The sequence below is a fragment of the Streptodolium elevatio genome, assembly GCF_040649515.1.
In the GTDB taxonomy this organism is placed as follows: Bacteria; Actinomycetota; Actinomycetes; order Streptomycetales; family Streptomycetaceae; genus Yinghuangia; species Yinghuangia elevatio.
Genome location: NZ_JBEZFP010000023.1, coordinates 1 through 17,741 on the forward strand (window position 1 = coordinate 1; position 17,741 = coordinate 17,741).

A 17,741-nucleotide genomic window follows, 5' to 3' on the forward strand; every position below is an offset into this window, starting at 1 on the left:
GTGCATCCGTCGAGCCGTCAAGCGGTGAAGCCGTGCATCCGTCGAGCCGTCAAGCGGTGAAGCCGTGCATCCGTCGGGCCGTCGAACGTCCCGCTTCGCGGGCCGCGCGGCGTGGTTCAGGGCATTGGGAAGGTGGCATGTCCGGGCTCGTGCTCTTCCGGCGGCCGGGGCGGCCCCGGTCGGGAGCAGGCAAACCCGCTCAAGGCACCTGGAAGCAACGTCCGGAGGTCTCGAAGTCGTCGGTGTTCACCGATCGGAGCGGCGGGTGGGCGCCGGTCCCGGGCACCGACCCGGCGGGGCGGTGAACTGCCGGGCGCGTGGCCGCCGTTCCTCACCTGTTGCGGGCACCTTCGTACCCGCCGACCTGCGGTGCGGCGCAGGTTCATCGACCGGCGATCGTCCGGCCCCTGAGGAGGCTGCGCCTCCGGCGCCGACCCCTTGAGCCGATCCACACGTTCCGAACATCGCTCTCCCCCCGGAGATGTCGAACGAGGGTGGTACGCGGAAAGGGCCCCCACCGCCTCCGCGTCGGTCATACTCTCGTGACAACCGCCGTGTTCACAAGCGGAACCGCAGAGAACTCGTACTGTCAGCAGGGGGACTGATGGCACGTCTTGACGACTTCTTCCTGTCATCGACCGACACCGGTGACGACCGCGAGTTCCGCGCCGAGAAGCGCGGGGGGACCACGGTCCGACCGATTGTCGACGGTGTGGCCACCTTCCAGGCGATGGAACGTGCCATTGCCGACGCCACCACGACCGTCCACCTGTCCCTGTGGATCTTCAACCCCAAGACCCCGCTTCAGGCCCTTGGCGACGTCAACGCCAAGCTGGCCAAGCGGGGGGTGCGACGCAAGGTCGGCACCTGGGGCGAACTACTGGCCACCATGGCCGGATTGGGCGTCCAGACCCGCATCCTGCTCAACGACTTCGACGGAGTGCTGGGCAACGCCAATCACGAGAACAACTGGAACGCCTGCCGTCAGCTCAATGCGCTGAACGCCCGCTGGGGCAAAGGCAATCTGGAGACGGTCGTGACCATGCACGACGCGCGCGTCGAGGCGCTGGCGCCCTTGCTGGCTACCAGGGCCAGGGCCCTGCTGCCCAAACTCAACAGGGGCGGCTGGTCCGCAGCCCGCACCCGGGTGGCCACGATGCCCCGGCTCTGGCCGTACCTGGAGGTCGCCCCGACCGGTGACCGCTGGGTTCTCCGGGCCGACGCGCCGTGGCAGATGTACCCGGCCTCGCACCACCAGAAGCTGTGTGTGGTGGACCGGGTCACGGGCTTCTGCGGCGGGTTGGACGTGAACACCGGCCGCGTGGACACCCCCGCCCACAACAAGCGGCTGTGGCACGACATCCACGTCAAGGTGGACGGCCCGGTGGCGGCCGACCTCGACCGCAACTTCCTCGGACGGTGGAACACCGAGGCCCCGCTGTTCAACACGTTCGTCGGCATTCCGGGGCCGGCGGGGCTGGGTGCACCGGGCAAGACCGTGGCCCCCTCGGTTCCCGTCCCCTCGACCCCCGTCCCATCCGGCACCGGCCCGGCCACCGCCCAGTTGTGGCGCACCCTCTCCACGAACAGCGTCGCCTTCCCGGTGCCCGCCAACATCCGGGAGGACATCCAGGAGGGCTACGAGGCCGCGATCGCGCACGCCAACCACTTTGTATACGTGGAGAACCAGTACGTCCGGTCCACCGATCTGGCCGAGTGGCTGATCGACCGCCGCGGCGACCGGCCCGAGCTCAAGCTGATCATCATGCTTCCCGTCGCCCCGGAGGAAGTGGCCGGGACACTCGACCCGGTGACGGAGCACGGTCTGTTCCTCCAGCACCAGACACTCTCCGCACTGATCGACGCGTTCGGCGCCGACATCGGCATCCACTCGATGGTGGCCCGCACCGCCGCGGCCACCAAGCACATCACCGACAGCGCCGGCAGCCGACAGATCTACATGCACAGCAAGGCGATGATCGTGGACGACGAATGGGCCACCGTCGGCTCCGCCAACACGAACCTGCGCAGCTTCCGCGTCGACACCGAGGCCAATATCGCCTGGTACGACCCGGCCGGAGTACGCGCGTTCCGGCTGGGCCTGTGGTCCGAAATCCTCGGCACTCCGGCCGCGACCATCGCCACCTGGTCCCCGGGCGAATTCGTCACCCGCTGGCACGACATCGCCCAGGCCAACGTCATCAAGACCGGCCCCGCGGCCCGTACCCGTCAGGGCTTCGTCGTGCCGCACAACATCGCCAGATTCCCCGGCCTCGACCACGTCGAAGTCCCCGACGCCTTCACCGAGGCATTCAACCCCACCCACCCCGAACCGGAATACGTGGCCTGACACCCCGCGACACCGCCACACAGCCGAGCCGCACCGGCGCGGCAGCACAATCACTCATGCCACCACGCCGACACGGGCGGGCACCGAACCGCGGGCGCGGAACGCGAGTGCTACAAGGGCGGGTTCCGGGGTGGGGGTTGGTTGGGTTACAGGGGGATGGGCTGTGGGGCGTCGGCGGATTGGAGGCGGTGCCAGGCACGGCGGTAGAGGTCGGCGGCGGGTTCGGCGGGGACGACCGCACCGACTGCGGGCAGCGTCAGCCCGGTCAGGCCGTAGAGCGGGAACTTCCAAGCTTCCAGCGGTAGATGAGGTGCCTTGGCGGTCACCCACTCCCCCGGCAGGAACAACGAGCGCCCGGCGCGGGCCCGGCGGGCCTCGACCACCCGGCCACTGGTCGCGAGCGCGGTGCGGGCGGCTTTGGCCCGGGCGGGCTTCCAGCCGGTCCACAGGGCGGTGTTGCGGTCGGTCGGGTCGGGCATGGCGAGGAGCACGAGGTAGAGCGCGGCGGCGTCCTCGGTGATGTCCAGTTCACCGGCGACTTCGGTGACCAGGTCCGGGACCGACCGCGACGGGTCTTGCGGCCACCACGTTCCGTCGCGGTCACGGCTGCCGACGACCGGTTCCCCCGGGTCGCCGAGCAGAGCGGCGAAGGCCGGGTCGAAGACGCGGGCCAGGGCGGTCAGGTGCCGCAACGACCGGTCGAGTCCCGGAACGGTGGCGAGGGCCAGCTCGACGTACGGGTCGCTTCCGGCCCCGTCCAGCAGGTCCGTGCGTACGATCGGCGACGCGACGATGTTCGGGTGCGCATCCCAGTCCAGCCGGCACGGCACCACCAAGGCCCCGTAGCGCTCCCACTCGGCCCCGGTGTCGGCAGGCTCCCCGGCGGCTTTGCGGAAGGCGCCGAAGTGCGCGTTGACGTTCAGGTCGACCAACGTCCCGGGGGCGGCCAGACGTTCGCGCAACCGGCGCAGCGTGGCCGGCAGTGTGGCGCGCAGCGGGTCGCCGGCCGGGAGCCGGTGGGCCAGCCACTGCACTGTCGCCACGGTCGCGACCAGGATCCCGCCGTGGAACGCCCACTCCGTGGCGTCGGAGGAGCGAAGGCGGCCCTCGTCGAGGGTCCAGGTGTGGTCCCGGGTCAGGGCGGGACTGGCATCGGGATCGACCGCGGCACGCAGCGCGCCGGAGGGCCCGCGGGTCGTGTCCACGTCGTGGATGGAGGCGTACCGACCGGTGGACCTCGACCACCACAGGTCGGGCAGCGCGCCGACCGCGTCGACCAGGAGGGCGTCGGGCACCGGCCGCAGGCGGCCGACCCGGGAGTTCCAGACGGCGGCCGCGGCTGCCGCGTCCACGCCGTCGGTCCACAGCCGTGCCGGGTCCGCGGGCAGCAGCGCGGCGACCAGCTCGCCGCGCACGTCCGGGCCGGCCAGGCGCCGGATCTCGCTGCGGGCGGCTCCGGCCTCGGATGCCTTCAGGCCGAGCACGGCCCGGAGTTCGGCGGACGGGAAGGCGGGACTCGACAGTTCCGGCAGGCCGGCCACGACCAGGCGCGCCATGGCCTGGCCCACTCCGGTGGCTTCGGCGAACACGTCGGCGGCCGACGGGTCCCACGGCACCTGGCCTTGTCGGCCCCACGTCTCCAGGAACTCCCCGAGCCCGGCGAACCACGCCGTGTCGACCGGTGCCGTATCGGTGACGGTGTATCCGCCAGGCAGTTCGAAACGGCCGGCTGGGTCGCGGACCAACGCCGTGAAGTCCATGCCGTACGTCTTGCGGTCCGGGGTGTAGAGCGGGACGTAGGCGTCGTTGACGAACACGAACGCGCCTCCGCCGAGCCCCAGCACTCCTCGCGCCCCGTCGTCGTAGTACCTGTCGCCGTGCCATCCCGCGTGCCTCAGGGGCTCCTGGTCGGCGTGCATCCGAACGCGGCGCCAGCTCGCCGGATTCTCGGCGTCCATCCGAAAGGCGTCGAGGAGCGTGAGCAGCGCCCGTAGGGCTTCCTGTTCCGCGGGCGGGGTGACGGGCGATGCGGCCTTGACCGCGACCGCCGAGGCACGCAGGACGAGATCGTCGACGGCAATGTCGGTACGGGGCACGTCCTTCGTGCCGAAGTGCAGCCGCCTGGCGTCGTCCGCGGCGTCGTCGGCCGCCGATCGCCGGGCGGCGAACTGGGCGTGAAGTTCTCGGAGTTGCCGGAAGGCCCGACTCCGGCCCTGATGGCGGGCCGCCGACGCCGGGTCGGGTGCGGTGCCGATGGCACGCGGTGTCAGTCCGATCCCGTCGAGTGCGCAGCGGAGCAGTTCGTCTCCCGGGTCGGTCTTCGGGTCACCCGGCACTTCCCGCGGCCCGTCCCCGGGTTCGGGGGCCGTGGCGCGCTCGGCGACGCCGTCGAGGACGGCCCGGCGTTCGCCCGCGAATCGGACCACTCCCGCGATCCCGGCGGCCAGGACCGGGTCGGTGACCGACGGGAGCAGGGCACGGACGGCCTTGGGCAGGTCGCTGTCGTCTCCCGTACCGGCGGCTGCGATCAGCGCGGCCGCGGTTTCGTCGTCGACGGTCCGCAGGGCGAGGGAGCCTTCGCGGTCGCGGATCCGCATCATGTGCCAGAACGACGTGGGCGGCAGCACGGGATTGCCGGCCGAGAACGCCTCGAAGCCGCCGGCCGTCACCACGCCCTCCGGGTCCACGATGTCGACCCGGTCGTTCTTGTCGCGGACCAGCGCACGCGGCCGTTCGTCGCCGGGGAGTGTCAGCGCCGCGAAGGGGTGTGCGGGGAACGGGCGGGAAGCCACGTCGCCCGGCACTGTCACGGCGCGGCCCGCGAGGTCCTTGCCGCGCAGGGTTCCGTCGGGCTGTGTGGTGACGTGCCAGCCGAGCAGCCCGTCGACGGGGACGGCGACCGGCGCCGGTTCGGCGATCGGGGCGGGCCGTACCCAGCTGTGGCGGCCGTCCAGGGCGCCGAGGCCGGTCTCGGCAGCTCCGGCGGCCATGAGGCCGGGCAGGTCGCGCTCACCCTGCGCTCCGGTCCCGGGGTCGTGCCGGAACCAGGCGGACGCCTTCTCGTCCCAGGCCCAGAACCGGGTTCCGTCGCCGCTGGTCGGGGATTCTTCGGGGATGTCCGCGTCGCCCGCGCGGAGGACTCCGCGGCCGGTGAAGCGACCGCCGCCGGGCAGCGGCAGGGAGACCTCGCCGCTGCGCCGGTACTCCTCGGGGTCGAGGCCGAACAGTGCCACGGGCTCGGCCGGGCCGTCGGGCGCCTCGTCCGGCCGGTACCAGTAGCCGCGGTACCCCGCCCCGTACTCCTTCCAGTAGACGAGCAACGCGCCGTCCACGTAGTGGAATTCGGGACGGAAGGCCCCCGTGGAAGGGGCGCGTGACGTGTGCCGCAGCACCACGCCTCCGGGGCCGAGCACCCTCACCTCGGTGTCCCTCGCCACCACAAGGTAGGGCCAGGCCTCGGCCACGTACGGCCGCCCCGTCGCGCGGCCTGCCGTGATCTCCTCGAACTCCGGCCAGCACAACTCGTCGGTGAGTCCGGCCCGCAGTGTTCGGGCCAACTCCGGGGCCAGATCGGCCTTCGTCGCCTCGACGACCGCATCCGAGGCGAGGGCCGCGATGTCGGGTGGCAGCCACGCGAGACTGCTCTGCGCCGACGGGAGGTTCGGCAGGCCCGCCGGAGCGGACGCGCGGGACAGGTCGCGTATCCAGTCGGCCAGCAGCACCCGGCCACCCGGGGTCGCGGCCAAGGCGCGTGCGGTCCTCGGGTGCTCGCTCTGGTCGTACCAGCCGCTCGCGCCGTTGCGGAACGCCCGGGCGAGGCCGGGCGCCGCGGCGAGGGCGCGCAGGTCTCGCCGGTCGTCGGTACGGGCCCACCGGTCGAGTTCGAGCCGGTGCCCGCCGGGGCGGGGATCGGTCATCGGGATGCCGAGCGACAACATGAGGTCGACCAGGTCGACGTCCGATGCCAGGGACCACGTCATCTCGAACGCCCCGCCGCTCGCGGCGAGTTCGCCGGTGATCCGCTCGGCGATCCGGGGCAGCAGCGCGTGCAGTCCGGGCATGCGGGGGTCCTCACCGCCGGGAATCCAACCCTCCAGGATGCGGGTGAGCCACCCGGTGGTGCCGTCCGACGGGCGTTCCTCGTCGGTGACGCCGACGCCGTCGCCGAGCCCGGCGGTGGCGCCGCAGTCTTCCAGGAGGGCGATCCACACGCGGCAGAGCGCTCGGGCCTGGTCGAACGTCATGTCGTGCTGGTGCCACTTCGGTGCGACATCCAGCAGCCGGCCCCGGACGGCCGGCTCACGGCGGGCCACGGCGACCACGGCGGCCCGGTGTGCGTGCCACCACCCGGCGGGGGCCCGGACGACGACGGGCAGGCGAAGTATCTCCGCCAGATATGCCTGTTCGCGCCGGTCCTTGTCACCCGCCTCGCGCGCCAACTTGCGTACTGCCGAGGCCATTTGGACGGACGGCGGCAACCCCGCCCCGGTGCGGCGGACGCACAGGCGGGTGAACCGCGTGAAAGCCTCGTCGGCCGGCATACGGGTCAACAGGTCCTTGGAGTACTCCGCGACGGCCTTGGCGGGCAGCGCGTCGGCGACCACGAATTCGAGGAAGATCTCGTCGACGTGGTCGTCGTCCACCGCAAGGCCGTGCTCGGCCTCGGCCAGCCGGGCGGCAGCGAGCATCTGCGACGCGAACGCCTGGTGCCGGGTGGACAGGAACGCGCGTGCCGCGTGCTCGTGGAAGCCGGGCAGCACGTGCGGGGCTGAGCGGGTCAGCTCCGCGGCGATGCCCTGGTAGATGCCGAGCGCCTTCTTCGGCTGGGACCAGGCACGGTTGCGGGCTGTTTTGAGGTCCTGCGGCAGTCCCGGTAGCAGGCGCAGCAACCGCGCGGCATCACCAGGGTGTTCCCGGCGGATCCAGTCCACGAAATCCCCGGACGCACGAGTGCTCACGCGATCAGACCTCTCCACATAGCCGACTGGACGCTCGCCGCCGCCGAACGGGTTGGGCGAGGTCCGAGCGACGCTACCCGCGCCGGAGGACAATCGCGGGATGTGGCAAGGCCGTTCGGCGCCATGCGGACATTGGGAGCCGAAATGGGATGTCGCGGCGGGGGGGCGCCGATCAGCCGAGGAGGCTCATCGGGTCGGCGGCCCCTGTCGCTTGGACGACGCGCAGTCCGCCGAACCCCAGAACTCGGGCCTGGCGCCCTGGTTCACCGGGGCGGCGGCCGGGGCGTCGGGTGCCGCCGCGGGCGGAGGTGCGGGCAACGGCGGGACGTTGTAGGACATCAGCGCGACCTGATCCCCCGTCACCCGCAGTTCGGTGAGGGCGCAGTTGACGAGCCCGGGCAGGACCCGCCGGTACTCGCGTTCCGGAATACCGAGCAGCCGGCACAAGGTCAGCCGGAGCAGCGTGTTGTGCGCGACGACGAGGACACGCTGCGAGGGGTGCACCGCAGCAATCCGTACCAGCGCGGCGGCGCCGCGACCGGCGGCGGCGTCGGGATTCTCGCCTCCTGGCAGCGGATGCCCGGCGGGGTCGAGGCGGAAGGCCGCCACCTCCGACGGGTGGGTGGCCTCCAGTTCGCTCAGCAGGCGCCCTTCCGCGATGCCGAAGTCGAGTTCCACGAGGTCCGGCTCGACGACCGGGCTCAACCCCGTCGCCAGCGCCGCGGGTGCGGCGGTGCGCCGGGCGCGGGACAGGGGCGACGTGACGATCGCGTCCAGTCCGGCGTACTCGGCCCAGGCGCCGAGCGCGCTCGCCTGGGCGGTGCCGCGGTCGGTGAGGGAGATGTCGCTGACACCCGCGTACCGGTTTTCGGCGTGCCAGACGGTCTCGCCGTGGCGGGCGAGGAACAGCGTGGTGGATCCGGCGGTGGTCGACCCGGTGCTCATCCGTGCTCCCGTGCGTAGTCGGCAGTGGTGCGGGGCAGCCAGCCGCGGCGTTCGAGTTCGCCGACGAGGGCGGCGAAGGGTTCGGCGAACCGGCGGGTGACGTCCGGCCGGGGGTCGAGTACGGCTCCCGTCCGCACCATGCCCCGGGAGGTCGAGGCGAGGGGCACCGCCACGCCGTCCGCCGCGCGGGCGCGTGCGATGCCGTGGGCCGCGAGGACCGCCATCCCCAGCGCGGGGTCGGTCTGCTCGGGGACGATGGCCGGACGGCCCAGGATGTCGGCGCGGAGCTGGTTCCAGTACGGGCTCCGGGTGGCGCCGCCGGTGAAGGTGACCGCCGCGTCGACGGGGGCGCCCAGCAGGCGGATGTACGCCAGGCACAGGCGCTCGACGAGAGCCACGCCCTGGAGGAGCGCCGCATGCCGGTCGGCGTCGTCCTCGGGTGCCGATCCGAGCATGAACGCCTCGGCGTCGGGGGCGAGGAAGGGGAAGCGCTCCCCGGCGGCGACCAGCGGGTACGCGATGGCGCGCGCCGGCTCGCGGGTGACCGCCAGCCGGTCCAGCCGGGCGAGGTCGGCTCCGGGAAACGCCTTGGTCAGCGCGCCGGCGCCGACGCTGGAGGCACCGCCCGGCAGCCAGTGCCCGTCCGGGGAGCGGTGGTTGTACAGCACGCCCGCGGGGTCGCGGAGCGGTGTGGCGGTCACACCCTTGAGAACCAGGGTGGTGCCGAGCACCGAGTTCCACTGGCCGACGCCCCAGGCGCCGGAGCCGAGCTGGGCGGCACATCCGTCGGTCATTCCGGCGACGATCGGCGTGCCTTCGGTGAGTCCGGTGTGTGCGGCGGCGTCGCGGCAGACGGTCCCGAGCACGGTGCCCGGCGGGACGACGTCAGGGAACCGCAGGCCGTCCAGCCCCAGCCGGTCGTGCACGTGGGTGGGCCAGGCCGCCCGGTGCAGGTCGTACCCCGTCTTCAGTGCGTGGCTGGAGTCGGTCGCCACCGGGTGGCCCGCGAGCCGTCCGACGACATAGTCCGCCTGGTGGCAGACGCGGCTGCCGTCGATGCCGGACCGCGGTCCGCCGGACCACTGGTCGGCGTGCCGGGCCAGCCACACCAGCTTCGCCAGGGCCCAGCTGGGTTGGATGCGGAGGCCGAGTTCGTCCCACAGCGCGGCGCCGGCCTCCTGGGCGTCGCCGGCCTCGGCTTCGGCGCGCCCGTCGTCGTACATCAGCGCCGGGCCGACCGGCGCGCCGTCCGGAGAGGTCAGCAGCACGGTGCCGGAGGTACTGCACACGGACAGGCCGCGGACCCGCACCGACAGCGTGCCGTCGGCGGCGAGTGTCCGCCGTACCGCGGTGCCGACCGCCGACCACCAGTCCGCGGGGAGCTGCTGGTGGCGGTTTCCCTCGCGATGGCCGGTCAGTCCGGCGGAGCCCCGGCCGAGCACCCGTCCGTCGGCGGTGACGGCCAGGGCGCGTACGCCCTGCGTCCCGAGGTCGACGCCCATCCACACGTCCTGATGCCGGCTGTCTGTCACGCGCGCCGCCTTGTCGTTCGCCGTCTGGTGATTGCACGGGGATTTCACATCGTGTTGCTGCCGGATCCGCGTCGGCGGCGGCACCCCCGCGGGCCGCCGTTCACCTCGTCGCACCTGTCATCGCACCTGGTGAGAGAGCGTTCTTCGGGGAGTGCGACGGGTTGACTCGGTCGCCGCGCGTGATGAACACTACTGAACGCTACATCAGCATTGGATGTTATATCCACACCACTTTATGTTAGTTAAGCGTCACTCACGGAGGAGTCCGCACCCCCGCGCCGACCCGTGCGCGGCGTCCGCCGCCGGCACGCCCGAACGGCCAGCACACTGATCTCCGGAAAGGGCAGCCAAGCTGTCCGCAGACGACGGCCCAGGACAGGACCCACGCACATGTCACAGGACAAGAGCCAGCGAGGCCCGCTGCAGCGGCGCAGGGAGATCTCCGACCACGTGCTGACCGAGGGATCCGCGTCCGCCGCGGATCTGGCCGAGATGTTCGGGGTCAGCCTGATGACGATCTACCGCGACATCGACGAGCTCGAACGTGAAGGCGTGCTGCGCAAGTTCCGCGGCGGTGTGACCGCCCAGCCCTCGGGCGTGTTCGAGAGCAACGTCGCCTACCGCCAGAAGTCCATGCGGGCGGAGAAGGAGGCACTTGCCGCCAAGGCGGTCTCCATGGTCGAGCCGGGCATGTCCGTGATGATCGACGACTCGACCACCACACTCGAACTGGCCCGGCTGCTGCCGCGCATCGAACCCCTGACCGTGGTCACCAACTTCCTGCAGACCATCAACCTGCTCGCCGAGGAGCGCGGCATCCGCCTGATGGCGCTCGGCGGCGACTACGACCCGCTGCACGACTCCTTCCTCGGGGTGCCGTGCGTCGAGGCGGTCGAGGCCCTGCGCGTCGACCTGTGCTTCGTGTCCACCTCGTCCGTACTCGGCGGCTTCGCCTTCCACCAGGAGCAGCACATCGTCGCCGTCAAACGGGCGATGCTCCGGGCCGCCAGCCGCAACGTGCTGATGGTCGACCACTCCAAACTCGGCCGCACCGCACTGCACCGGCTCGCCCCGCTCACCGCGTTCGACCTCGTCCTGATCGACGACCGGACACCGCCGGACGTCCTGCGCTCGCTCGACGACAGCGGCGTCCGCTACGAGGTCGCCCCGACCTGACCGCGCCGAACGCACCGCCCCGGCCGGCCCGCCCCCCGATCCGCGCCCGGTCCGCGCCCCCGGTCCGCGCCCCGGGTCCGCGCCGTCGCCCCACCGCCAAGGAGAGAACTCGCCGATGCACATCCTCGCCGCCGGCGACCATTTCGTCGCCCCCGACCTGATCGCCCGCGAACTGACCGCAGAGATCGGCACCGGACACCGGATCGACCAGCTGTGCCTGCCCTGGCCGCTGACGCCGTTCGGACGGATAGCCGAGGTCGACGAGGCGTCCGGGGACGAAGAGACGATCCTCGGCGCCCTGCGCGGCGCGGAGGCGCTGGTGACCCAGATGGGACCGGTCACCAAGCGCATCCTCGACGAGGCGCCCGGCCTGCGCCTGGTGGTGGTCGGCCGCGGCGGACCGGTCAACGTCAACCTCGAGGCGGCCGCCGAACGCGGCGTACGCGTGTGCAACACGCCCGGCCGGAACGCGGCGGCCACCGCCGAGTACACCGTCGGGCTGCTGCTGGCCGCCATGCGCCGCATCCCCGAGACCTCGGCCGCGCTCGCCGCCGGCCGCTGGGCCGGCGAGTTCTACACGTACGACAACTGCGGCCCGGGACTGGACGGGTCGCGCGTCGGCCTGATCGGCGCCGGGGCCGTCGGCAGCCGCGTCGCCCGTGCCCTGGCCGCGCTCGGCGCGCACGTCCGCATTCACGACCCCTACGCGGACCAGGCGTTGCTGCGCGAGCTGGGCACCCCCGTCGGCGACCTCGACGAGTTGCTCGCCGGCTCGGACGTCGTCTCGCTGCACGCCCGGCTGACCCCGGAGACCCGCGGCCTGCTCGGCGCCCGCGAGCTCGCGCTGCTGCCCGAGGGCGCGGTCCTGGTGAACTGCGCGCGCGGCGCGCTCCTGGACGAGGACGCCTTGTGCGACGCGCTGGAGTCCGGCCGGCTCGGGGCGGCCGGACTGGACGTGTTCGCCGTCGAGCCGCCCCCGGCCGATTCGCGCCTGCGCTCGGCACCGCGCCTGGTCATGACGCCGCACCTGGCCGGGGCCAACACCGCGGTCGCGCACAACGCGGCGCGTCTCGCGGCCGCCGAAGTGGGCCGGTACCTGCGCGGCGAACCGCTCGCGCACGGCGTCGTCTGACCGCGCCGGACCCGAGCGGACCGGCATGGCGAAACAACGATGGGAGACACGGTGTTCGTCGGACTCGACATGGGGACCTCGGTCGCGAAGGCGGCCGCCTTCGCGGACGACGGCACCGCGCTGCGCGTCGAGTCGACGCCCGTCTCGCTCGGCGGCCGGGGCGGACACCTGGAACAGGACGTCGAAGAGGTCTGGCGCGCGGCCGCCGGCGTCCTCGCCGCGGTGATCGGGGACGACCGCCCGGAGTTGGTGGCGGTCACCGGTCAGGGCGACGGCCTGTGGCTCGTCGACGCCGACGGGCGCGCCGTACGCCCTGCCGTGTCGTGGCTGGACGGCCGCGCCGGCGGCCTGGTGGCGGACTGGATGGCCGACGGCGTCGCCGAACGGCTGTACCGGCGGACGGGGAACGTGCTGTTCCCGGGTTCCGCGGGTCCTCTCCTCGCCTGGCTGGACCGCCACGAGCCCGCCGCGCTGGACGCCGCGACGACCGCCGCGTCCTGCAAGGACGTGCTCCACCTGCGCCTGACGGGCGAGCGCGGCACCGACCTGTCCGACGCGTCCGTCCCCTTCCTCGACCCCCTCACCCGCACCTACGCCCCGGATGTGCTCGACGCACTCGGCCTCGGACACCGTGCCGGCCTGCTGCCCCCAATCGCCCGGACCCTCCCCTACGGCCAGGCGCACGGCGGCACTCCGGGCCTGCCCGTTGGGACCCCGGTCACCTCGGGGCCCTACGACCTCCCCGCGTGCGCGATCGGCGCCGGCGTGACCGAACCGGGCGACGGCCTCCTCACCGTCGGCACCACCCTGGCCTGCCAAGTGCTGGTCGAGACGGTCGCCCTCGACGCCGAACCGGTGGGGTTCCACCTCGCCACCTCCCGCCCGGACCGTCACCTGCGGGCGCTGCCCGCCATGACCGGCACGGCCGCACTCGACTGGGTCCTCACCCTGACAGGCGGCACACACGCCCAGGTCTCCGGCATGCTCGACGAGAGCCCGCGCGGGGCGCGGGGCGTCGCGGCGTTGCCCTACCTGTCCCCCTCCGGGGAGCGGTCGCCGTTCGTGGACCCCGCGGCGCGCGCCGAGTTCACCGGCCTCGACCTGCGCGCGGGCCGCGCCGACCTGGTCCGGGCCGTGTGCGAAGCCATAGCGTTCGCGGCCCGGCACTGCCTGGAGGCCGCCGGACTGACCGGCGAACTGGCCGTCTGCGGCGGAGGCTCACGAAATCGGGCCTGGCTGCGGGTGTTCGCCGACGTACTCGGGCGACCGCTACGCGTGGCCCGGGGCCCGGAGCCCGGTGCCCGCGGCGCGGTCCTCGCGGGTGTCGCGGCCCGCGCGGGGGACTTCGGCGGCGGCCTCGACGCGGCCGCCTGGACGCTCCCCGACGCGATCGTCGACCCCGACCCCGCAGGCGTCGCGCACTACGAGCAGGCTTACGCCGACTACCTGTTCCGCGTGGACAGCGCCCGCGCACGGTGGCACGGGACGCGTGCCTGACCCGTGCCACCGTGCGCGGGCGCGCCGTCATGCGACGCCGAGTGCCGTCACGCGACGCCGAGGACGCGTACCGGACCCATCAGTCCGGTGACCCGCTGGCCGGGGAACACGAAGTGTGTGGGGCTGGTCGCGTCCAGGTGCGGTGCGAGTGTCCCGTACACGGTGACTTCGGCCCTGACCGGAGCGTCCCCGACGAGTCCGGTCACGTCGAAGACGTAGGGAGAGCACACCCGCACGCCGGCCGAGACACCGGCGACGGACACTTCGGCGGTGCCGCGTACGCGTCCCAGGTCGAGCAGTACGCGGCCCGTCGCGGCCACCGGCGGCAGCATGCGGCCGTACCGCACGCCGCCGCTGTATTCGGCGAGCCCGCGTTCCTCCCAGTCGCCGAGCAGGATCGGGCCCCTGCCCACCTCGCAGCGCACCGCGTCGGCCAAGGCCGCGCCGCCCCGGCGGCCCGGGCCGGTCCGCACCCGCAGCGCGGCGGTCCGCGCGCCTGCCGGTCCGTCGTCGGACAGGTCGACCTCCACCGTGCGGACGCCGTCGTCGGTTCCGCTCGTGACCGCGGTCCGCTCGCGCCCGTCGACGAACACCGCCGTGTCGCCGTGCACGCGGGCCGTCAAGCGCAGCGCGCCGGGAGAAAGCCGCCACTCGAACCACTCCACCGCGGCGCCCCGGCCGGGGACCGCGAAGTCCACCGGCAGCACCGTCCCGTCGTCGGCGTCCGGGTCCAACCAGGCGGCACCGGGCAGCGGATGCGGTCGGCGGCGCAGGTACAGCGCCGCGGGGTCGCCGACCGCCTCACGGCGCACCACGGCCGGCTCCCGCACGCCGCCTCGCTCCGACCACCACGCCGCGTCGCTGTGCACCGCCGTCTCGCCCAGAACCGCGTCGACCAGCACGGCAGGGTCGCCGTCGGCGGCGACCTCCACCGTGATGTCGTTGTCGCCGACCCGCAGCGCCTCCGTGACGTCGTGCCGCCGCACGCGCGGGATCGCATGGTCGGCGTACGGGTCGAACCCGCCCTGCCTGCCGACCGGTTCCCCGTTGACGCGGAGCACGCAGGATCCGCGGGCCGCGACCTGTACGACGGCCCGCGCGGGAACCGCCGCCAGCGACACGGTCGTGCCCAGCACCGCGCCGCCGCCGGGCCCGGGAGCGAGGATCCACTCCGGCCGCCGATAGCGTTCGATGTCGCGCACCAGGGCGACATGGGCGCGCAGTTCGCCGTCGTGCTCGGCGGTCAGGTCGAGTTCGAGGAGGCGGCGACCGGGCGTCAACTCGACCGGGCCGAAAGCGAGATGCCCTCGGTCGTCCAGTGCCACGGGCAGCCCGTCCAGCCGCACCGACTTGACCGCCGCCGCGCCGATGGCCAAGTGGCCGTCGAACGGTGCGTCGAGCAGGAGTTCGGTGCGCACGCGCACGACACTTCCGTCGGTGGCAGGTCCCAGCCGCAAGAACTCCTCCGGCACATGTCCCTTGGGTCCGAGCACGTCGCGGTGGACCGGGTCCTTGTGGATCCCGCGGGTGTCCGACCACGCGACTTCGGACCGCACCGAGCCCTCGGCGTCGACAAGCACCGCGCGTGGACCGAACGTCGCGTGCACCTCGCCCGGGGCGTCCGTGGTCGCGGGCGCGCCGCCGTCCTCCCGGTCGTCCTCCGGGTGGTCCGACCGCTCGCCCTCGGCGTCGACCGATTGTTCGACACGGTGCCGGAAGGCGCGCGTCTCGACGAAGGCCGTCCCTACCGGCGGCGGCCCGGTCGCGGGGCGGGAGAAGTCGCCCCACGTGTCGTCGAGGGTCGGGACAAGTTCCATGTCCCATGCGGCGTCGGCAGGGATCTCCACAAGCGGCGCGGACGCCGGCGTGGACACCGGCACGGCTGCGGGCAGGGGCGACGCACCCGGGTCCGTCGGCGACGCGTCCCCGGGAAAGACCACGATCGCGGCGGGGCCCGCGTCGAAGGGCACCTCGACGTCCACCGCATGCGGATCGTCGGAGGCGGGGTGGACCGGGAGCACGCGAGGAGTTCCGCCGAAGGGGTCGAGCAGGACCGCGGGCCCCTCGACGCCGCGGACCCGCGCCCGGGCGTGGGAGGCGTACCGGGCCGGGTCGAAGTCGTACCGGGCGTCCAACCAGCCCAGCGCGGCTCCCCGTTCGTCGGGCGCGGCGACGGCCGCGTGCGTCGCCCGGGGGCTGCCCGCGGTCAGGAACAGCACGGTGGCCCCGTCGACGCGGCGCGCGAGCACCGGGACCGAGGCACGGACCACCCGCTCCCGCACCGCGAGAACGTCGTCGAGATCCGCCGACGCGGGGACGAAGACCGCGCGGCCGTCGGCGAACAGCGCGAGCAACGCGTCCAGGGCCTCGGTCGCGTCCGGCCCGACGACCCGTCGGGGCAGCGCGCCGACCGCGACCACGGTGCCGCCGGCCGCGGCGAACTCGACCAGTCGGCGTGCCGTGTCCTGTTCCAGGACGGTGCAGGAAGGCAGCACGATCACCGTGTACGCCTCGTCGGCCACCCGCATCCGCGCGTGCGAACCGTCGTCGTGGACGCGCGAGGCGGCCACGGAGGCGTCGTCGATGACATCGGCGTCGACGCCGAGCCGGTCGAGGACACCGGGCGCGGTGCGGAACCACGTCATGTCGCCGACGAGTTCGAGGTACGTCTCCTGCGCCCGCCGCGCGTCCGCACCGACACCGTCCAGCGCCGCACCGGCCTGAACCGTGGTCGTCGGCAGCAGGACCGCGACGTCGCACAGGTGCCGGTCCAGGCTCAGCACCGCGCACAGCCGCGTCACCGCGTCGGCGAACACCCGGTGGTGGCGCCAGTAGGGCTGACGCCAGTCGGTGCCCGGCGGAGCCCACTCCCACCAGCCGCCCTTGGTCGTGTAGTAGACCGCGTGCGGGTTGTACAAGGTCGCACCGGCGCGCAGCCATGGCAGCAGCCAGTCGAACGTCTCCTCCAACGTGCCGCCCCACCCGGTGGAGTGGAAGGCCTCGATCCAGGTGCGCGGCCTGCCGTAGAGGTGGGCCAGCGAGGAGTGGATGCGGGCGTCGCCGTGGTGGTCGGATCCGGGTGCGGAGAACCAGCGGTGGGTGCGCGCGTAGTCCGCGTACAGTTCCACGCCGCCGACCGGGTGCCCGGCCCGCGCGGGATCCTGTTGGTCGCAGCCGACGAGCAGGCCGTGCTTCTCGTGCCATTCGGCGAGTGGGCGGAAGAAGGCGCTCTCGGCCAGTTCGGCCCGTGTGCGGTGGTAGTCGCGCCGGACCTGTTCGGCGTCCGGTCGGCTGCTGTCGTGGTAGAGCGCGTCCAGGCGGGCGGTGAGGTCGTAGCCGCGCAGCGAGCGGAACGCCTCGGCGAAGCCGTCCGACCACGTGGGCAGTGCCGGCAACTCGTCCTGGAACGAGCCGACGACGACCGACCCGAGACGGTCGCCGAGGCGCCGTTCGAACGCGCCGTGCACCTGGTCCAGGAGCGTCGCGCACGCCTCGGTGCCGAGGTAGTCGAAGCCGAGGGGCGTGTGGTGGTGCAGCGTCAGCCGCCACCGCCCGGGACCGGGTGCCCGGACCACCTGGCCGTCCGGGACGAGGGCGACCGGCGGTCCGGTGGGGCGGTCGTCGCCGTCCACCGGTTCGGCCTGTGCGGCGATCGGCCGCCCCGGCTCGGGGCACCGCAGTTCGCCCGGCACGTCGGCGCCGTCGACGACCGCCCGCAGGCGTTCGAGCCGTCGCCCGCCGTACCGGGGGTTCTCGTCCACCAGGCGGGCCTGCAGATCCGCGCCCGAGAAGCCGAGTTGGTCGTAGAACCACAGGCCGATCCCGAGCTCGCGGGCGTCGTCGCACACTCCTTGCAGCAGAAGCCACCAGGCTTCGGACAGGAACGGCGGGTCGTCGGCGTCGGCGCCGAACAGCGGGCCCGACGGCGCGAGGTTGAGCAGGACCAGGTTGAACACGCCGCCTTCGGCGAAGCGTTCCAACTGGTCCCGGAGCCGGGCGGGGTCGAGCGCCTCCCCGCTCCACCACCAGATGGCGGTGGGCGAGAAGGCGCGCGGCGGGTCGGCCAGGATCGCGGCGATCCGGCCGGGCAGCGGACCCGGGTCGCCGACGGGTGCGTGCGTCATGGGGTTGCCTGTCTGGATCGGTCGCCG

Annotated in this window: 8 protein-coding genes; 4 read left to right on the forward strand and 4 right to left on the reverse strand. The window is 73.2% G+C overall.

Features of this window, described 5'->3' with window-relative positions; translation table 11 throughout:
* The first annotated feature begins 604 nt into the window (after nt 1–604).
* The gene (locus AB0C36_RS11715; RefSeq protein ID WP_358352599.1) at nt 605–2,350 is read left to right on the forward strand and encodes a phospholipase D-like domain-containing protein; all 1,746 of its coding nucleotides are present in this window, start codon (nt 605–607) and stop codon (nt 2,348–2,350) included.
* Nucleotides 2,351–2,496: 146 nt separating this feature from the next.
* Here AB0C36_RS11715 and AB0C36_RS11720 read toward each other — a convergent pair whose 3' ends face one another.
* From AB0C36_RS11720 to AB0C36_RS11730, 3 genes are all read right to left on the reverse strand, one after another.
* Nucleotides 2,497–7,308: a DNA-binding protein gene (locus AB0C36_RS11720; RefSeq protein WP_358352601.1), complete on the reverse strand. Its 4,812-nt coding sequence runs from the start codon at nt 7,306–7,308 to the stop codon at nt 2,497–2,499.
* Between the two features lie 186 nt (nt 7,309–7,494).
* Nucleotides 7,495–8,253, reverse strand: coding sequence for a histidine phosphatase family protein (locus tag AB0C36_RS11725; RefSeq protein ID WP_358352603.1), 759 nt, complete (start codon nt 8,251–8,253; stop codon nt 7,495–7,497).
* Entirely contained in the window at nt 8,250–9,755 is a 1,506-nt protein-coding gene (locus AB0C36_RS11730; protein ID WP_358352711.1) for an FGGY-family carbohydrate kinase, read from the reverse strand. The genes AB0C36_RS11725 and AB0C36_RS11730 overlap by 4 nt, the downstream gene beginning before the upstream one ends.
* Nucleotides 9,756–10,175: 420 nt before the next feature.
* Between AB0C36_RS11730 and AB0C36_RS11735 the strand changes: the two genes are divergently transcribed.
* The 3 genes from AB0C36_RS11735 (at nt 10,176) to AB0C36_RS11745 (ending at nt 13,590) form a co-directional block, all read left to right on the forward strand.
* Nucleotides 10,176–10,961 carry a DeoR/GlpR family DNA-binding transcription regulator gene (locus AB0C36_RS11735; protein WP_358352605.1) on the forward strand — a complete coding sequence of 262 codons (786 nt, stop codon included), beginning with the start codon at nt 10,176–10,178 and terminating at the stop codon, nt 10,959–10,961.
* A 115-nt stretch (nt 10,962–11,076) separates the two neighbouring features.
* Nucleotides 11,077–12,093: a 2-hydroxyacid dehydrogenase gene (locus tag AB0C36_RS11740; protein ID WP_358352607.1), complete on the forward strand. Its 1,017-nt coding sequence runs from the start codon at nt 11,077–11,079 to the stop codon at nt 12,091–12,093.
* 39 nt (nt 12,094–12,132) lie between these two features.
* On the forward strand, nt 12,133–13,590 hold the full coding sequence (locus AB0C36_RS11745) for an FGGY family carbohydrate kinase (protein WP_358352609.1): 1,458 nt from the start codon (nt 12,133–12,135) through the stop codon (nt 13,588–13,590).
* Nucleotides 13,591–13,637: 47 nt separating this feature from the next.
* On the opposite strand, the gene AB0C36_RS11750 is transcribed toward AB0C36_RS11745, so the two are convergent.
* A complete protein-coding gene (locus AB0C36_RS11750) occupies nt 13,638–17,714 on the reverse strand; it encodes a glycosyl hydrolase (RefSeq protein WP_358352611.1) in 4,077 nt (1,358 codons plus the stop codon).
* Nucleotides 17,715–17,741 lie beyond the last annotated feature (27 nt).